We start from the raw sequence: 16,527 nt of genomic DNA, 5'->3' as shown, positions 1-16,527 counted from the left end.
GGCACCAGGGCCGCTGCACCGCTCCCGGCCGGTTTCTGCCATCGGCCCGGGATCGAGTCGCTTCCGGGCGTGGGGGCGGCTCACGCTCAAGCCGAGCCGTCAGCATTCCGTCGTCATCCTGACGAAAGTCAGGATCCAGACCCCGCAGCGATTGCGGCTCTGGATGCTGAATCAGGTTCAGCATGACGGCGACGGGAATGGCAGCTCCCCACCGGTGGCGCGGGTGCCGCAGGTGACTGCGCAGGAACGCCGGACTACCGCTCGCTGCGCGGTGCCGGGAATCTCACCCCAGCGCCGCCAGCTTCTCCTCCGCCTCGCGGTCGAGTTGGGCGCGGCTCTTCTTTTCCGCCGCGGTCTTCAACTGGCCGCAGGCGGCGTCGATGTCGCGGCCGCGCGGCGTGCGAACGGGGGCGGAAATGCCGCCTTCGAACACGATGTTGGAAAAGGACCTGATGCGCTCTGGCGTGGAACAGTCATAGGGCGCCCCCTCCCACGGGTTGAACGGGATCAGGTTGACCTTGGCCGGCAGCTTGTATTTGCGGATCAGGCGGACGAGTTCGCGCGCATCCTCGTCGCTGTCGTTCCTGTCCTTCAGCATCACATATTCGAAAGTGATGCGCCGGGCATTGTTGGCGCCGGGATAATCGGCGCAGGCCTGCAGCAATTCCTCGATGCCGTATTTGCGGTTGAGCGGGACGATTTCGTCGCGAACCTCCTTGCGCACGGCATGGAGCGAGACGGCGAGATTGACGCCGATCTCCTCGCCACAGCGCGCCATCATCGGCACCACGCCCGATGTCGACAGCGTGATCCGCCGTTTCGACAGGGCAAGGCCGTCGCCGTCCATGACGATCTTCAGCGCATCGCGCACGCCCTCGAAATTATAGAGCGGCTCGCCCATGCCCATCATCACGATGTTGGTGAGCATTCTCCCCTCGGGCGTGGAGGGCCATTCACCCAGCGAATCGCGCGCCAGCATCACCTGTCCGACGATCTCGCCCGGCGTCAGGTTGCGCACCAGCCGCATCGTGCCGGTGTGACAGAAGCGGCAATTGAGCGTGCAGCCGACCTGGCTCGACACGCACAGCGTGCCGCGATCGGCATCGGGAATGAAGACCATTTCGTAGTCGTGGCCGTCGGGCGAGCGCAGCAGCCACTTGCGCGTGCCGTCGGTCGACACCTGCGCTTCGACCACGTCCGGCCGGCCGATGACGAAACGTTCGGCAAGCCAGGGGTGCTGCGCCTTGGCGATGTCCGTCATCGCCGTGAATTCGGTGACGCCGCGATTATAGACCCACTGCCAGATCTGCTTGGCGCGCAGCTTGGCCTGCTTCGGCTCCATGCCGCCCGCCTCCAGCGCGCTGCGGATGCCGTCGCGCGACAGGCCGATCAGGTCGGTCCGGCGATCGGCGCGCGCGACGGTCCCGCGCGGAACGGGCACGGGGTCGATATGCCCCGGCATGGACATGGTTAGCGGCTCGGCTGTCTGCATGACGCGCGCCATAATCGATTTCGCGGCAATTTGCTAGGTGCGGCCGCCGGATCGGCGCGCGACGCAGGCGACCGTCGCCGCGTCGATGGCGGTGGCCGCGCCGTCCAGCGCATAGACATCGGCAAAGGGACGTCCGCCGCGTGAAACCGATTCGACGCTCATGCTCCGGCCGGAACGCATCGCACCCACGATCGCCCGGTCGGTCTTCGCATCCGGCGCCCAGGCGTCGACCGCCCCCGCCGCCAGCTCGAAATGCCGCTCGCCGATGGAAAGCGTGACGGCCGCGTCCTCGGCACGCGTGCGGCTGAGGCGAATGTGCAGTTGGTCCCGAATCCCCGATGCGGGCCAGGTCGCGACGCTGGCGAAGGGCGAATGGGGCTCGCCGCCGCGACGGCCGACCGGGCGGGCGATCGCATAGCAGCGCATCGGCCCCGCTTTCGCAAAGGCGCCCCATCCCGAATAGATGCCGATCGTTTCCGCCGACGCCGCGCCGCTCGCCGCCGCCAGGACGACGGCCGCCAGAAATGCGCGCGCGCTCATGCCGGGGCGCGGCCCGTGCCGCGGTGGACAACCTGCTCTCCGCCGTCCGCCACCATCACGACCGATCCCTGCGGCAGGCCGGGGGCGATCGGCGCGTCGAAACGCGGCATCACGTCGCAGCCGGTCATCACGCCGCGCAGGACCCGGCTGGAGATGCCGTGCATGATGACGAGGCGGTCGCCCTCGTCGCCGTCCGTATCCGCCAGCCAGCCCGACACCCGCGCCGCGATCTCGTGATACCGCTCGCCATCGGGTGCATGGATCAGCAGACCGGTCGCGGGATCGATGATGGGGCCGATCTCGGCCGCGACGTCGACATAGTATCGCCCGCCCCATCCGCCGAGACCGATCTCGACCAGGCGCGGGTCGGTTTTCGCGGTGTGCCAGTCGCATTCGAGCCATTCGGCGATGACGCTCAGCGTCTGCAATGCCCGATCCGTCGGCGACGCCCAGAGCGTCAGGTCGGGTTTCGGCCCCAACAGTCGTCGGAGCGCCGCGCCCATTTCCTCGGCCTGGGCGAAGCCGGCTCGTGTGAGCGGCGTGTGCGGGTGATCGCCCTGCAGGCGCCCGGCCGCATTGAAGATCGTCTCGCCATGCCGCGCGATGAAATCGCGACCCTTGCGCTGGACCCTGTTCGCCATCGCGGCATTTTCAAGCCCCTGTTGCCGAAAAGCAACGGAAATCCGCGTTTATCTGGCGTTCATGCAACTTCGCGGCGCAGCACCCATTTTCACGGTCCGCCCGCAGCAACGGGCCGAGACGATAAAGGAGTTTAGTTATGCGTTATGCGTTGATGGCTGCATTGATCGGTTCCACCGCGATCGCCGCACCGGCGTTCGCCCAGGATGCCAATCCCACTTTCACCGGGCCGCGCGTCGGCGTGATCGTCGGCTATGACAATATCCGTCCGGGCAGCTCGGAGGACACCGATCTCGACAATGACGACGAGGATACCGACGGCTTCCTCTACGGCGTCGAGGCCGGATACGACGTGGCGGTCGGTAACAAGGCGGTCGTCGGCATCGAGGGCGAATTGAGCGATTCGACCGCGGAAACCGATCCGTATGACGGCGACGCGCAGTTCGGCTACGGCAATGTCGAAACCGGCCGCGACCTGTATATCGGTGCCCGCGCCGGTATTCTCGCGACGCCGAGCACGCTCGTTTATGCCAAGGGCGGCTATACCAACGCCCGGCTCGACCTGACGACCGACTATGGCGAGCGGATCAATGACGAGCATTACAACCTCGACGGCTATCGCATCGGCGCCGGCGTCGAGCAGGCGATCGGCGGCAACGCCTATGCCAAGGTCGAATATCGCTATTCGAACTACGGCGATGCCCGGCTCGAATTCGACGACGGCTCGAATACGGACAATTTCAGCGTCGACACCGATCGGCATCAACTGGTGGCCGGCGTCGGCATGCGCTTCTGATTCAGGCGGGCCGGTGGTCCGGAATCTGAATGGAAAGGGTCGGAGCCGCTTGCTCCGGCCCTTTTTCGCGTTAGAGATGAACGCTAAGACACCATCGCCCGCGTGACTCGCGCGGGCCTTTTCGACTGGGGCTTCGGCCGGGGGTATTGTGACGATGAAGGCGACGATCGAACGCGCGAACCTGCTCAAGGGGCTGAGCCATGTTCAGTCGGTGGTCGAGCGGCGCAACACGATTCCCATCCTGTCGAACGTCCTGATCGAAGCGCGCGAGGGCGGGTCGCTCCGCCTGATGGCGACCGATCTCGACCTGCAGATCGACGAGACGGTGCCCGCGGCGATCGACCAGCCCGGCGCGACCACGGTGTCGGCGCACACCCTGTTCGACATCGCCCGCAAGCTGCCCGAAGGCGCGCAGGTCGAACTGCACGCGGCCGAGGGCAAGCTGAAGATCACCGCCGGGCGTTATTCCTCGTCGCTGCCAACGCTGCCGCGCGACGATTTTCCCGTTATTGCGGAAGGCGACCTGCCGACCACGTTCGAACTGCCGGCCGAAACGCTGAAGCAGATCATCGACGCGACCCGCTTCGCCATCTCGACCGAAGAAACGCGTTATTATCTGAACGGCATCTTCCTGCACGTATCCGACGACGATCAGCCGGTGCTGAAGGCGGCGGCGACCGACGGCCACCGGCTCGCCCGCGTGACGGTCGCGCGGCCCGATGGCGCCGAGGCCATGCCCGACGTGATCGTCCCGCGCAAATGCGTGGCCGAACTCCGCAAGCTGCTCGACGAAGTGGACGGATCGGTCGGCGTTTCGCTGTCGGGTTCGAAGATTCGCTTCGATCTCGGCCAGGCCATCCTGACCTCCAAGCTGATCGACGGCACCTTCCCCGATTACACGCGCGTCATCCCGACCGGGAACGATAAGCTCCTCAAGATCGACCCGCGCAGCTTCATGCAGGGCGTGGACCGCGTGTCGACCATCGCCACGGAAAAGACCCGCGCGGTGAAGATGGCGCTCGACCGCGACAGGATCACGCTGTCGGTGACCAGCCCGGAAAACGGCGCCGCGGCGGAAGAGGTGCCGGGCGAATATGCCGCGCAAGGTTTCGAGATCGGCTTCAACAGCCGCTATCTGCTCGATATTCTCGCCCAGATCGAGGGTGATATGGTGGAGGTGCACCTCGCCGACGCATCGGCGCCGACCCTCATACGCGAAAGCGAATCCTCGCCGGCGCTGTACGTCCTGATGCCGATGCGGGTCTGAGGCGCGATCATCCGTTCTTGATTCAAGGCTGTCGCCGCACCATACTGACACACTTGTCAGTAGGGAATCGATGATGGCTACCGCGATCGACGACATACGGTTTGCACCGGCACCGCCGGAGGATGGCCCGATCCCGACCGGGCGGGATTGGCGGACCGCCTGGGCGGCGCTGAAAAAGCTGCTCGCCAACGGCGACGACACGGTACAGGTATTCCGCATCATGCGGGCGCTGAACGGCGATACTTCACAGAAGAACTATCGCAAGCTGCTGGACCAGCCCGGCGGCGGCAGGCTCGCTTATCGTCGACTGGAGCTGTCGCGCAAATTCGCCGACCGCGCCTGGCTCGAGTCCCTGCCCGATGGCAGCGTCGGCGCGCATTACCGCGCCTTTCTCGACAGGACCGGGTTTTCCGCGCAGGGCCTCGCCGATATCAGCTATGCCGACAGTGACGGCTGGCGCGACATGGAGCATCCCTATGCCTGGTTCGGCCGGCGCGAGCGCGACATCCACGACATCTGGCACGTCCTGACCGGCTATACCGCCGAGGAACATCTGGGCGAAGCGTGCCTGGTCGCCTTTTCCTATGCGCAGACCGGCGGGCTGGGCTGGGCGTTCATCGCCGGCGGCGCGGCGCTCAAGAGCTTGCGGGTGACCGGCGAACGCAATTTCGCCGCCGCGGTGCTGGAAGGCTATCGCCACGGCAAGCGCGCCAAGTGGCTGTCGGGCGAGGATTACGAGCAGGTAATGGCCGAACCGCTCGACGCCGCGCGCAGGCGCCTCGACATCGCCACGCCGGTAAAATATTTCGAAGCGCGGAAGCGACTGGCGGAACAGGGGCTGCAGGGCATCTGACCGGCGCCGGGGCCGCCGCGCCCCTCATCGCGCCAGAAGCGCGCTCGCCCTGGCCTGCCCGGCATCGCGCACGGCGCGCGCCTTGGCACGGCCTTCCTCGCGGATCAGCTCGGCCTCCTGCTTCAGCGCCTCGGCCCGAACCTGCAGCTTCTTGCCCTCGAACGTACCGGCCTGACCCGCCTGGTTTTCCAGCTCCTCCGCCTTCGCTTCCATGTCCGATGCCTTGTCGTTGGCGGACGCGGTGATCGCATCGGCCTTGGCATCGGCCGCCTCGACGATCTGGTCGGCCTGCTTTTCCTGCGGCGTCTGCTGATGACAGGCCGGGAGCGCGACGACGGCCAGCGCGGCGATAAGGGGCTTCATATGCATTGCAGCCAAGGCTTTAGCCGTTAGGGACGGCGCATGGCAATCACACGCCTATCGCTGACCGATTTTCGCAATCATGCCGATGCGGTCCTGACGCCGGGGCCGGGCTTCGTCGTGCTGACGGGCGAGAATGGCGCCGGCAAGACCAATATATTGGAGGCGGTGTCGCTGCTCGCGCCCGGCCGCGGCCTCCGCCGCGCGCCGCTGTCGGCGATGTCGCGGCAGGGCGGCGCCGGCGGCTTCGGCGTGGCGGCAAGGCTTGCCGGCGATGTCGCGATCGGCACCGGCACGCGGGCGGACGCGCCGGAACGCCGCCTGGTGCGCATCAACGACGCGGCCGCGCCGGCGGCGAGCCTGTCGGAATGGCTGAGCGTGCTGTGGCTGACCCCGGCCATGGACCGCCTGTTCATGGAGGCGGCGGGCGACCGGCGGCGGTTCCTGGACCGGCTGACCCTGGCCCTGTCGCCCGCCCATGCAGGGCACGCCACCCGCTACGATGCGGCGATGCGCGACCGCAACCGCCTGTTGACCGACGCGGCCAAGGAAGGCCGGGCGGCCGATCCGCGCTGGCTCTCCGCGCTGGAAGCCCAGATGGCGGAACACGGCGCCGCTATCCACGCGGGCCGCACCGCGTTGCTACAATTGCTGAACGACCGCATCGCGGCGCAGCCGGAAGGGCCATTCGCGCGCGCCGGTCTGGCGCTGGCAGGGTGGACCGGGTCGAGCGACGCGCTGGCGCACGAACTCGGCGCCGGTCGCTCGCGCGACGCCGCGGCCGGGCGCACACTGGCCGGTCCGCACCGCACCGATCTGGCCGTCACGCATCTCGGCAAGGGTCAGGCGGCCGCGCTCTGCTCCACCGGCGAGCAGAAGGCGCTGCTCCTCGGCCTCGTCCTCGCCCATGCCGAACTGGTCGCCGACCGCGTGGCCCGCGCGCCGATCCTGCTGCTCGACGAAGTGGCCGCGCATCTCGATCCGCAACGCCGCCGCGCACTGTTCGACCGCCTCGACGGGCGCAGACAGGTCTGGATGACGGGAACCGAGGCGGGCCTGTTCGACCATCTGCCCGCAGATGCGACGCGCTATACGGTTGCCGATGGCGTAATAGCCGGCCGCTGACGCTGCTTTCGCTTGACATTGCACCGCAACAACGCCATCTGGCGCACAAGCGACGCGTCATGCAGCGTGATCGGGCCTTTCCGGGCTTCGGCTCCGCGTCGTCTACTAGCTCAAGCTTCCCATATCACGCGGGGCGCCTTTCTTCCCCGCCCGCCATGCGCCCGAAGTGCGTCTGGCGCCGCTGACCATTCAGGAAATCCATGTCCTTTTCCAAACTCGGCCTCAACCGGTCGCTCGTCGATGCGCTCGCCCAGAAGGGCTATGACACGCCGACGCCGATCCAGGCCCAGGCCATCCCCCATCTTCTCGAAGGCCGCGACCTGCTGGGCATCGCCCAGACGGGCACCGGCAAGACGGCGGCCTTCATGCTGCCGTCGATCCAGCGGCTCGTCGCCGCCAACAATCGCGTCAAACCGATGCGTTGCCGCATGCTGATCCTCGCGCCCACGCGCGAACTCGCCAGCCAGATCGCGCAGTCGGCGAAGGAATATGGCCGCTTCACCAAGCTGCGCATCGCCACCGTGTTCGGCGGCGTACCGGTTGCGCGCAACCGCCGCGATGTCGCGAGCGGCGTCGACATCCTGGTCGCCACGCCCGGCCGCCTGCTCGACCTGATCGACCAGAAGTGCCTCTCGCTCGGCGACACCGAAATCCTGGTGCTGGACGAGGCCGACCAGATGCTCGACCTGGGCTTCATCCACGCGCTGAAGCGCATCGTGCCGATGCTGCCCGGCGATCGCCAGAGCCTGTTCTTTTCGGCCACCATGCCGAAGGCGATCCGCGATCTCGCCGGCCGGTTCCTCACCGATCCGGCCGAAGTGAAGGTGACGCCCGTCGCCTCCACCGCCGAGCGCGTCGAGCAGTTCGTCACCTTCGTCAACCAGAAGGAAAAGCAGGCGCTGCTGACGCTGTTCATCGAGAAGAACGACATCGAGCGGGCACTGATCTTTTCGCGCACCAAGCACGGCGCCGACCGGATCGTGAAGCTGCTCGCCGGCAACGGCATCGAAGCGGTGGCGATCCACGGCAACAAGAGCCAGCCGCAGCGCGAAAAGGCACTGGGCGCGTTCCGTTCGGGCCGGGTCAAGCTGCTCGTCGCCACCGACATCGCCGCGCGCGGGATCGATGTGTCGGGCGTCAGCCACGTCATCAATTTCGAACTGCCCAACGTCTCCGAGCAGTATGTCCACCGCATCGGCCGCACCGCGCGCGCGGGCAATGACGGCATCGCCTTCGCCTTCTGCGCCGAGGACGAGCGCCCCTATCTGCGCGGCATCGAAAAGCTGACGAAGCAGAAGGTCGACGTCGTCCCCCTGCCCGCCAATTTCACCGCCGAAGCGGAGCGCATCGCCAGCACGCGCGTCGGCCCGGTGCCGGCGGAACGTCCCGATCGCCCGCGCGGTCCGCGTCAGGATCGCGGCCCTAGGCGCCCGCGCAAGACGCACGACGCGAAGCCTGCCGCAGCGGGGCGCAATCACGGCCCGCGCCGCAATCGCGGCGGCGCCCAGCGCCGCGCCGGCAAGTCGCAGGGCTGATCCGCACCCGCCACCCCGGCCGCAGTGCCGGGGTGCACGCCGCCCCTTCACTCCAAATCACGTCCGTCACCCAGCGCTACCGGCGTGGCGGGAATAGCTAATCCAACCGCTCGAGATCGCGCCGGGTGCGCCCGGTTTCCTCGGTGCCGGTATTGAGCGTGGTCGCGGGCTCGAATATCAGCACGTGCGCTTCCTCGCTCAAGGCCTGGGGCCGGTGCTCGACCCCCGCGGGCACGATGATCAACTCGCCCGACTCCAGATCGACGTCGCGGCCCCGAAAGCCCATGCGCATACGCCCCGACACGACCAGGAACAGCTCGTCTTCGGTCTCGTGATGGTGCCAGTCGAAGGCGCCGCGAAACTTCGCCACCTTCACCTGCGCGGCGTTGACGTCGCCCAGGATGCGCGGGTTCCACGCATCGTCGAAACGCGAAAAGGCCTCGGCCAGATTGATCTTCGACGGTGTCGTCATGCTGTGGTCTCCGTTGCTGTCTGTCATCTCCCCGCATTAGCCGCAAATGCCGCATTTCGCTTTCCCTTTAGCGGCCGATTTCCTATATCCTCGGCATGGCAACCGATCCCCAGAAGAACGACTACGGCGCATCCTCGATCAAGGTCCTCAAAGGTCTCGACGCGGTGCGCAAACGGCCCGGCATGTATATCGGCGACACCGACGACGGCTCGGGGCTTCACCACATGGTGTTCGAAGTGTCCGACAACGCCATCGACGAAGCGCTGGCAGGGCACTGCGATCTGATCCTCATCACGCTCAACGCCGACGGCTCGGTCTCGGTCGAGGACAATGGCCGCGGCATCCCGACCGACATCCATTCCGAAGAGGGCGTGTCGGCGGCCGAGGTCATCATGACCCAGCTCCATGCCGGGGGGAAATTCGAGAACACCTCCAACGACAATGCCTACAAGGTGTCGGGCGGGCTGCACGGTGTCGGCGTATCGGTGGTGAACGCGCTGTCCGACGTGCTCGATCTCACCATCTGGCGCGACGACGAGGAGCATTTCATGCGCTTCGAGCGCGGCGAGGCGGTGGCGCCGCTGAAGGTCGTCGGCCCCGCCAAGGGCAAGAAGGGCACGCGCGTCACCTTCACCCCGTCGGCCGAGACGTTCAAGATCACCGAATTCGACTTCGACAAGCTGGAACACCGCTACCGCGAGCTGGCCTTCCTGAATTCCGGCGTCCGGCTGAAGCTGGTCGACGCCCGGCACGAGGAGCCGCGCGAGGTGGATCTGTTCTACGAAGGCGGGATCGCGGCCTTCGTCAAATATCTCGACCGCAACAAGACGCCGCTCTTTCCCGACCCGATCGCCATCACCGGCCAGCGCGACGATATCGGCATCGAGATCGCGCTCGAGTGGAATGACAGCTATTACGAAAACGTCCTGTGCTTCACCAACAACATCCCGCAGCGCGACGGCGGCACGCACCTGGCGGCGTTCCGTGCGGCACTGACGCGGACGATCAACGGCTATGCCGATCGTTCGGGGCTTCTGAAGAAGGAAAAGGTGTCGCTGACCGGCGACGACATGCGCGAGGGGCTGTCGGCGATCGTTTCGGTGAAGCTGCCCGACCCCAAGTTCAGCTCGCAGACCAAGGACAAGCTCGTCTCGTCCGAGGTGCGTCAGCCGATGGAAAGCCTGATGGCCGACAAGATGGCCGAATGGCTGGAGGAGAACCCGGCGTCCGCCCGCGCGGTCGTCCAGAAGATCGTCGACGCCGCCGTGGCGCGCGAGGCGGCGCGCAAGGCGCGTGACCTCACCCGGCGCAAGGGCGCCATGGATATCGCCAGCCTGCCCGGCAAGCTCGCCGATTGTCAGGAGCGCGATCCGGCCAAATCGGAGCTGTTCCTGGTCGAGGGCGATTCCGCCGGCGGCTCCGCCAAGCAGGGCCGCGACCGGCATTTCCAGGCGATCCTGCCCCTGCGCGGCAAGATCCTGAACGTCGAGCGCGCACGCTTCGACCGGATGCTGTCGTCGAAGGAAATCGGCACGCTCATTCAGGCGATGGGCACCGGCATCGGGCGCGAGGACTTCAATCTCGAAAAGCTCAGATATCACAAGATCGTGATCATGACCGACGCCGATGTCGACGGCGCGCACATTCGCACGCTGCTGCTCACCTTCTTCTATCGCCAGATGCCCGACATCATCGAGAACGGGCATCTCTACATCGCCCAGCCGCCGCTCTACAAAGCGACGCGCGGCCGTTCCGAGGTGTATCTGAAGGACGACGCCGCGATGGACGATTACCTCGTCGGCAACGGCGTCGAGGCCGCGGTGCTGGAAACCGCGGGCGGCGCGCGCACGGGTGCGGACCTGCGCACGCTCGTCGATCATGCCCGGCGCATGCGCACGCTGATGCGCTATGTGCCCAAGCGGTACGACGAATCGATCGTCGAGGTGCTGGCGATGGCCGGCGCGCTCGATCCGCAGGCGACATCGGACCAGCGCGCCGCGCGGCTCGACTGGGTCGCCAAGCGGCTCGACATGACCGATCAGGATGCGCGCTGGTCGGCCGAAATGCGCGACGATGGCGGCTATCATTTCAGGCGGTTCTGGCGCGGCGTGACCGATCATCACGTGATCGAGCCTGCTTTCCTGGTTTCGGCGGAAGCGCGCAAGCTCCACGCCCTCGCCGCCGAAGAGGCCGGCAGCTACGATCAGCTCGCCAAGCTGGTGCCGCTCAAGAATGCCGGGGCCGCCGATGAAGCGACCGACGAAGAGGACATGGTCGCCGGCAAGGGCGAGACGCTGATCGCGCGGCCGAGCGAACTGCTCGAGGCGGTGCTCGCCGCCGGGCGCAAGGGCCTGGCCATCCAGCGCTACAAGGGGCTGGGCGAAATGAACGCCGAGCAGCTCTGGGAAACCACGCTCGACCCGCAGAACCGCTCGATGCTGAAGGTCGGCATCGAACAGGCGGATGTCGCCGACGAGATCTTCACCCGGCTGATGGGCGACGTGGTCGAGCCGCGGCGCGAATTCATCCAGGAAAACGCGCTCAGCGTCGCCAATCTCGATGTGTGAGGTCGGTTCGCAACCGTCGGTGACCTGCTTCGTTACAGACTGATGACACCCGGATTTCCCATCGCGCAGCGGCGCATCGCGATGCTTTCGCGAGTGGCGGAGGAAATGCGCCTGTTGCTGCGTTCGCTGCTGGGGCCGACCCCGGTGGTGCTCGATGCGCTGCCGCGCGGCCGGGGCGGCGGGCACTGCCTGATCCTTCCGGGCTTCATGGCCTGCGACACCTCGATGCTGCCGCTGCGCCTCGGGCTCAACCATATGGGCTATCGCACGCATCGGTGGAAACAGGGCCGCAATCGCGGAGTCGATGCCGGCACGCTGGAACGGATCGATACGCGGATACGCTATCTGCGACGTCGGCACGAGGCGCCGATCGTCCTGATCGGCTGGAGCCTCGGCGGCCTGATCGCCCGCGAATATGCAAAGCTCGCGCCGGAACACATACGCGCCGTCGTTACGCTGGGCAGTCCGCTGGCCGGCGATCTGCGCCAGCTTCCCGTCGCGCGACTGTACGAGATGATCGCCGGCCACCGGGTCGACCGGCCGCCGGTCGAATGTTCGCTCACCGCCAAGCCGCCGGTGCCGACGATTGCTTTATGCTCGCGCCGCGACGGCGTGGTGCCGTTCGACTGCGCGCGGTGCGACGGGGCGGCGGACCACTATGTCGAGGTCGATTGCGCCCATCTCGCTTATCCCTCGGACCCGACGGTGATGCGGGCCATCGACCGGGCGATCTCGCGATTCTGCCCCGATCTTGCCGCGACGGCCGACGCCGCGACCCCGCTTCACGCACCGTTGGCAGGGGCCGACCAGCTCTTGACGTGAACGTCGCGCTGCGGGAACGGAATTTCGATCCCGTTTTCCTGGAATAGGTGCCATAGCCGGTTGAGCACGTCGGACTTCACGTTTCCGACGCCGCCTTCGGGATCGTTGATCCAGACCAGCACCTCGTGATCGACCGAGCTTTCGCCGAACGCTTCCAGCCAGACATTGGGCTTCGGGCTCTTCAGCACGCGCGGCGATTCCTGCGCGGCGCGCAGCATCAGTTCCTGGGCGAGCTTCAGGTCGCAGCTATAGGATACGCCGACGGGGATCCGAACGCGGACGTTGCGGTCCGAATAGGACCAGTTCTCCACCTCCTGCGTCATCAGATTCTCGTTCGGAATCAGATGCTCCTTGCCGTCGCGGGTGATGACGCTGACGGCGCGCACGCCGATCTTGTTCACCCAGCCGAAGCTGTCGCCCACCACGATCACGTCGCCCGGCTTGATCGATCGATCCATCAGCAGGATGATCCCCGCGATCAGGTTGCCGACGGTCTTCTGCAGGCCGAAACCAACGGCGAGACCCAGCGCCCCGCCGAATACGGCAAAGGTGGTGAGGTCGATCTGCAGGAAGTCGATGCCGACGAAGAAGGCCGCGATCAACACGGCGATGCCCGCAAGCTTCTGGATCAGCAGCTTCTGCGCCGGATCGAAGCTCTGCGCCCTGGCGATCGAATGGCCGATCACGCGATTGGCCAGCCGCACGAGCGCGAACAGGATGATGCCGGCGACCGCGATGGTCGCCAGCGACAACAGCGAATAGCGCCGATCGCCGATGGAAAAGCCGACCGTGTCCAGCAGCGCGAGCAGGTTGAAATCGTTGGTGGCGTTGCGGATCGCGCCCGACAGGACGACGACGAACAGCACGGCGGCGACCAGCCAGGTCAGTTGCCGCGGCAGTTGCAGGCCGCGCAGCAGCGTGCGCGCCAGCAGCGCCACCGCCGCGCCCATCGCCAGGCCGATGCCGATGGCGGACAGGCCGTTCCACACCCATGCGTTGCTCATCAGCGCGAGCAGCAGTGCCGCCGTGGCATGCCGCGCGAGATTGCCCATGCGCGGCGCCAGCCCCTCACCATGGCCACCGACGACACGGCTCCACAGCGCCTCCAGCCGATCGCCGGCATAGCGGCCAACCACCCAGCCACAAAACAGAATGGCGAGCACCAGACCCAGTGCCACCGCGACCTGCACCATGTCGGCAGTCGTCGGCTGGGCGATGCCGTTTTCCGCCAGCCAGTCGGCGATCCCGCTTAGCGGTTGGGCCGGACGCATTGCAGTCCCCGTTCCAGATCCGCGATCAGGTCGTCGGGATCCTCAAGGCCGATATGCAGGCGGATGGCCGGGCCCTCTGTCTCCCAAGGCACAACCTTGCGCAGTTTCTCCGGATCAATGGGGAGCGCCAGGCTTTCGTACCCGCCCCAACTGAAGCCGATGCCGAACAGCTCCAGCGCGTCGATCATCGCCACGCGCTCGGCATCGCCGCAGCCGTCGAGCACGATACTGAACAGGCCCGATCCCCCGGCGAAATCGCGGTGGAAGAACGCGCTTCCCGGACAGTCGTCCAGCGCCGGGTGCAGCACGCGCGCCACCTCGGGCCGGCCCTTCAGCCATTTGGCGACACGCAGCGCGCTCTCGCCATGTTGTTTCAGCCGCGTCGCCATGGTCCTGAGGCCCCGCGAGCCTAGCCAGGCATCGTCCGGCCCCACCGTCTGCCCGAGCTGGAAGCTGGTGGCGCGCAGTCGCGGCCAGAACTCCTTGGTCGCCGTGACCGAGCCGAGCATCACGTCGGAATGACCGACAACATATTTGGTGCAGGCGAGGATGGACAGGTCGATGCCCTTTTCGATCGCCGGGAACAGCAGCGGCGTCGCCCAGGTATTGTCGAGCAGCGTGACGAGGCCATGTTCCTTCGCCACCGCGACGATGGCCGGCACGTCCTGCACCTCGAAGGTCAGGCTGCCGGGGCTTTCGAGGAAAACGGCGCGCGTATTCTCGCCGATCAGCTCGGCGATTCCGGCGCCGATCATCGGATCGTAGGTCCGCGTCGCGATGCCGAACCGCTTCAGCATGCCGCCAGCGAATGCGGTCGTCGGCTCATAGGCGCTGTCGGGCAGCAGCAATTCATCGCCGGGCGACAGTACCGACAGCAACGCCGCGGAGATCGCCGCCACACCGGAAGGGTAGAGGAACGTCGCCTCCGCCCCCGGCTCGAGTTGGGTCAGCGCATCCGCGAGCGCCCATTGCGTCGGCGTGCCGCGCCGGCCGTAGAACAGCCGGTGATGGGTGTCGCGCCTGCCGTTGGCGCGCATTTCCTCGACATCCTCATAAAGGATGGTGGACGCGCGCCAGACGGGCGGATTGACGATCCCTTGCGTCCATTCCTTGCGCCGCCCCGCGGTAACGACCTGTGTTGCCTTGGCCTTGGGGCCGCTGTTCGAACCGCTCACATTTCCCCCGTCTGTTTCGGTGTGTCGGGGTCCGCGCCCCATTCAGACCAGCTTCCGTCGTACAGTGCCGCGTCGTGGCCGAGCAGGTGCGCGCCGAACACGAGCACCGCCGCCGTAACGCCGGAGCCGCAGCTCGTCACCATCGGTCGATCGAGGTCGATGCCGCGATCCGCGAATGCCCGGCGCAGCGCGTCATCCCGCTTCCACGTGCCGTCGGGATGGAACAGTTCGCCATAAGGCAGGTTGTGCGCACCCGGAATATGGCCGGAGGCCATGTCCGCGCGCGGTTCGGGATCGGCGCCGGCGAAGCGGCCGGAGGATCGCGCATCGACCACCTGCTCGGCGCCGCTGCCGATATTGGCGCGCATATCGGCGAGCGTGCGCACGCCGCTCCGGTCTGCGGCGGCGGAAAAACGGCCGGGGCGCGCCTGCGCCACGTCGCGTTCGACCGGCCGCCCTTCCCCGGTCCATTTCGACAGTCCGCCGTCGAGGATCGCGACATCGCACGCACCGAACAGCCGCAACATCCACCAGGCACGCGCGGCGCTCCGCAACGGCGAATTGTCATAAACCACGATGCGATCATCGTCGTTCACGCCCAAGGCCGCCATGCGGGAAGCGAACATTTCGGCCGGTGGCAGCATCGACGGACGCGGATCGGCTTCATCGCGCAAGCCGGCGAGGTCGAGAAACTGCGCACCGGGGATGTGCCCGTCCGCGAATTCCGCGCGCGCGTCGCGATCGTGATCGGGCAGGAAATAGCTCGCATCGAGGATGCGAAGATCGCCCGCGCCGATCGCGTCCGCCAGCCATTCGCTCGTCACCAAGCTGTCCATGTCGCGCACCTTCCTTGCCACCGGTCTAGGCCGCTCGCCCCTTCGCGTCGAGATCACCGGGAAAGGCCCGCGTCTTGGCGCACAGTGCCAGCCTGTCCGGCTCGCCTTTTTTCTCCGGGCCGCCCGTCGAGCGAGGAAATGTCGCCGCGCAAGCGGTCGCCGAGGATCGCAATCGGCGTCGTCATGCGTTCCAATTTTCCGCGATCGCCCCTACATCGCCGCGCATGACACCCAAGCATCTCGGTCAGAACCGCCCATTGCCCGCTTCCCCGGACGAAGCGGAACTAGACTATGTTCCCAACCCGCGGCCCGGCAGACCCTATCTGGTGCGCTTCACCGCGCCCGAATTCACCTCGCTCTGCCCGGTGACGGGTCAGCCGGACTTCGCACATCTCGTCATCGACTATGCGCCGAAGGACATGATCGTCGAATCGAAATCGCTGAAGCTGTTCCTCGGCGCATTCCGCAATCATGCCGCATTCCACGAAGATTGCACGGTGGGCATCGGCCAGCGCCTCAGCGAAGAGATGCAGCCGCACTGGTTGCGGATCGGCGGCTATTGGTATCCGCGCGGCGGCATTCCCATCGACGTCTTCTGGCAATCCGGCCCGCCGCCGGAGGGCCTGTGGCTGCCGAATCAGGACGTTCCCGGATATCGCGGGCGCGGTTGAACCCGTAAAACACCGCAACCGCCGCGAATCGATTGCTGCGCTGCAACAATCAGGAAACCATTATCTTTGTCAGCGGTTTCTGAGACCTGCGTGGCTACTCGCCACG

Annotated in this window: 16 protein-coding genes; 8 read left to right on the top strand and 8 right to left on the bottom strand. The window is 66.5% G+C overall.

The features are described 5' to 3' along the window. Positions 1-283 precede the first annotated feature (283 nt). From rlmN to RPR59_RS02600, 3 genes are read right to left on the bottom strand one after another with little or no spacing between them, the layout of a single operon-like run. Entirely contained in the window at positions 284-1,492 is a 1,209-nt protein-coding gene (gene rlmN, locus RPR59_RS02610; RefSeq protein ID WP_313916379.1) for a dual-specificity RNA methyltransferase RlmN, read from the bottom strand. Positions 1,493-1,525: 33 nt separating this feature from the next. Continuing rightward, on the bottom strand, positions 1,526-2,032 hold the full coding sequence (locus tag RPR59_RS02605) for a hypothetical protein (protein ID WP_313916377.1): 507 nt from the start codon (positions 2,030-2,032) through the stop codon (positions 1,526-1,528). Next, complete coding sequence (locus RPR59_RS02600; protein ID WP_313916375.1) at positions 2,029-2,673, bottom strand: histidine phosphatase family protein; 645 nt, start codon at positions 2,671-2,673, stop codon at positions 2,029-2,031. The genes RPR59_RS02605 and RPR59_RS02600 overlap by 4 nt, the downstream gene beginning before the upstream one ends. A gap of 137 nt (positions 2,674-2,810) precedes the next feature. On the opposite strand from RPR59_RS02600, the gene RPR59_RS02595 reads away from it, so the two are divergent. The 3 genes from RPR59_RS02595 to RPR59_RS02585 all read left to right on the top strand — a co-directional run bounded on the left by RPR59_RS02595 (position 2,811) and on the right by RPR59_RS02585 (position 5,587). Then, positions 2,811-3,467, top strand: coding sequence for an outer membrane protein (locus tag RPR59_RS02595; RefSeq protein WP_313916373.1), 657 nt, complete (start codon positions 2,811-2,813; stop codon positions 3,465-3,467). A 154-nt stretch (positions 3,468-3,621) separates the two neighbouring features. Further along, positions 3,622-4,734 carry a DNA polymerase III subunit beta gene (gene dnaN / locus RPR59_RS02590; RefSeq protein WP_313916370.1) on the top strand — a complete coding sequence of 371 codons (1,113 nt, stop codon included), beginning with the start codon at positions 3,622-3,624 and terminating at the stop codon, positions 4,732-4,734. A gap of 73 nt (positions 4,735-4,807) precedes the next feature. Then, on the top strand, positions 4,808-5,587 hold the full coding sequence (locus RPR59_RS02585; protein ID WP_313916368.1) for a Coq4 family protein: 780 nt from the start codon (positions 4,808-4,810) through the stop codon (positions 5,585-5,587). Positions 5,588-5,611: 24 nt separating this feature from the next. Here RPR59_RS02585 and RPR59_RS02580 read toward each other — a convergent pair whose 3' ends face one another. Further along, positions 5,612-5,950, bottom strand: coding sequence for a hypothetical protein (locus tag RPR59_RS02580; protein WP_313916366.1), 339 nt, complete (start codon positions 5,948-5,950; stop codon positions 5,612-5,614). A gap of 39 nt (positions 5,951-5,989) precedes the next feature. Here RPR59_RS02580 and recF point away from each other — a divergent pair, with 39 nt between their 5' ends. Both recF and RPR59_RS02570 read left to right on the top strand, forming a co-directional pair. Then, a complete protein-coding gene (gene recF, locus RPR59_RS02575) occupies positions 5,990-7,072 on the top strand; it encodes a DNA replication/repair protein RecF (protein ID WP_313916364.1) in 1,083 nt (360 codons plus the stop codon). Positions 7,073-7,272: 200 nt separating this feature from the next. Further along, positions 7,273-8,607: a DEAD/DEAH box helicase gene (locus RPR59_RS02570; protein ID WP_313916362.1), complete on the top strand. Its 1,335-nt coding sequence runs from the start codon at positions 7,273-7,275 to the stop codon at positions 8,605-8,607. 97 nt (positions 8,608-8,704) lie between these two features. Here RPR59_RS02570 and RPR59_RS02565 read toward each other — a convergent pair whose 3' ends face one another. Further along, entirely contained in the window at positions 8,705-9,079 is a 375-nt protein-coding gene (locus RPR59_RS02565) for a cupin domain-containing protein (protein WP_313916359.1), read from the bottom strand. A gap of 95 nt (positions 9,080-9,174) precedes the next feature. On the opposite strand from RPR59_RS02565, the gene gyrB reads away from it, so the two are divergent. Both gyrB and RPR59_RS02555 read left to right on the top strand, forming a co-directional pair. Beyond that, positions 9,175-11,646, top strand: coding sequence for a DNA topoisomerase (ATP-hydrolyzing) subunit B (gene gyrB / locus RPR59_RS02560; RefSeq protein WP_313916357.1), 2,472 nt, complete (start codon positions 9,175-9,177; stop codon positions 11,644-11,646). A 42-nt stretch (positions 11,647-11,688) separates the two neighbouring features. Continuing rightward, on the top strand, positions 11,689-12,468 hold the full coding sequence (locus RPR59_RS02555) for an alpha/beta hydrolase (protein ID WP_313916355.1): 780 nt from the start codon (positions 11,689-11,691) through the stop codon (positions 12,466-12,468). Here the strand turns inward: RPR59_RS02555 and RPR59_RS02550 are convergent. Genes RPR59_RS02550 through sseA form a run of 3 tightly spaced genes read right to left on the bottom strand, consistent with a single transcriptional unit; the run spans position 12,429 to position 15,750 of the window. After that, on the bottom strand, positions 12,429-13,739 hold the full coding sequence (locus RPR59_RS02550) for a mechanosensitive ion channel family protein (RefSeq protein WP_313916353.1): 1,311 nt from the start codon (positions 13,737-13,739) through the stop codon (positions 12,429-12,431). The two genes, RPR59_RS02555 and RPR59_RS02550, sit on opposite strands and share 40 nt — an antisense overlap. After that, positions 13,718-14,956: a cystathionine beta-lyase gene (gene metC / locus RPR59_RS02545; RefSeq protein ID WP_313916351.1), complete on the bottom strand. Its 1,239-nt coding sequence runs from the start codon at positions 14,954-14,956 to the stop codon at positions 13,718-13,720. The genes RPR59_RS02550 and metC overlap by 22 nt, the downstream gene beginning before the upstream one ends. Beyond that, positions 14,911-15,750: a 3-mercaptopyruvate sulfurtransferase gene (sseA, locus tag RPR59_RS02540; protein ID WP_313916349.1), complete on the bottom strand. Its 840-nt coding sequence runs from the start codon at positions 15,748-15,750 to the stop codon at positions 14,911-14,913. The genes metC and sseA overlap by 46 nt, the downstream gene beginning before the upstream one ends. Positions 15,751-15,974: 224 nt before the next feature. On the opposite strand from sseA, the gene queF reads away from it, so the two are divergent. After that, positions 15,975-16,421: a preQ(1) synthase gene (gene queF / locus RPR59_RS02535; protein ID WP_313916346.1), complete on the top strand. Its 447-nt coding sequence runs from the start codon at positions 15,975-15,977 to the stop codon at positions 16,419-16,421. Positions 16,422-16,527: the final 106 nt, after the last annotated feature.

The organism is Stakelama saccharophila (assembly GCF_032229225.1).
GTDB lineage: Bacteria > Pseudomonadota > Alphaproteobacteria > Sphingomonadales > Sphingomonadaceae > Sphingomonas > Sphingomonas saccharophila.
This window is presented reverse-complemented; position numbering and strand designations above follow the sequence as displayed.

Excerpts from the sequence above, each read along its gene's own strand:
- gyrB (WP_313916357.1), top strand. The coding sequence starts at position 9,175 with ATGGCAACCGATCCCCAGAAGAACGACTACGGCGCATCCTCGATCAAG.
- RPR59_RS02595 (WP_313916373.1), top strand. The coding sequence starts at position 2,811 with ATGCGTTATGCGTTGATGGCTGCATTGATCGGTTCCACCGCGATCGCC.
- rlmN (WP_313916379.1), bottom strand. The coding sequence starts at position 1,492 with ATGCAGACAGCCGAGCCGCTAACCATGTCCATGCCGGGGCATATCGAC.
- RPR59_RS02580 (WP_313916366.1), bottom strand. The coding sequence starts at position 5,950 with ATGAAGCCCCTTATCGCCGCGCTGGCCGTCGTCGCGCTCCCGGCCTGT.
- RPR59_RS02605 (WP_313916377.1), bottom strand. The coding sequence starts at position 2,032 with ATGAGCGCGCGCGCATTTCTGGCGGCCGTCGTCCTGGCGGCGGCGAGC.
- recF (WP_313916364.1), top strand. The coding sequence starts at position 5,990 with ATGGCAATCACACGCCTATCGCTGACCGATTTTCGCAATCATGCCGAT.
- sseA (WP_313916349.1), bottom strand. The coding sequence starts at position 15,750 with ATGGACAGCTTGGTGACGAGCGAATGGCTGGCGGACGCGATCGGCGCG.
- queF (WP_313916346.1), top strand. The coding sequence starts at position 15,975 with ATGACACCCAAGCATCTCGGTCAGAACCGCCCATTGCCCGCTTCCCCG.
- RPR59_RS02570 (WP_313916362.1), top strand. The coding sequence starts at position 7,273 with ATGTCCTTTTCCAAACTCGGCCTCAACCGGTCGCTCGTCGATGCGCTC.
- dnaN (WP_313916370.1), top strand. The coding sequence starts at position 3,622 with ATGAAGGCGACGATCGAACGCGCGAACCTGCTCAAGGGGCTGAGCCAT.
- RPR59_RS02555 (WP_313916355.1), top strand. The coding sequence starts at position 11,689 with ATGACACCCGGATTTCCCATCGCGCAGCGGCGCATCGCGATGCTTTCG.
- metC (WP_313916351.1), bottom strand. The coding sequence starts at position 14,956 with ATGGGGCGCGGACCCCGACACACCGAAACAGACGGGGGAAATGTGAGC.
- RPR59_RS02550 (WP_313916353.1), bottom strand. The coding sequence starts at position 13,739 with ATGCGTCCGGCCCAACCGCTAAGCGGGATCGCCGACTGGCTGGCGGAA.
- RPR59_RS02600 (WP_313916375.1), bottom strand. The coding sequence starts at position 2,673 with ATGGCGAACAGGGTCCAGCGCAAGGGTCGCGATTTCATCGCGCGGCAT.
- RPR59_RS02585 (WP_313916368.1), top strand. The coding sequence starts at position 4,808 with ATGGCTACCGCGATCGACGACATACGGTTTGCACCGGCACCGCCGGAG.
- RPR59_RS02565 (WP_313916359.1), bottom strand. The coding sequence starts at position 9,079 with ATGACGACACCGTCGAAGATCAATCTGGCCGAGGCCTTTTCGCGTTTC.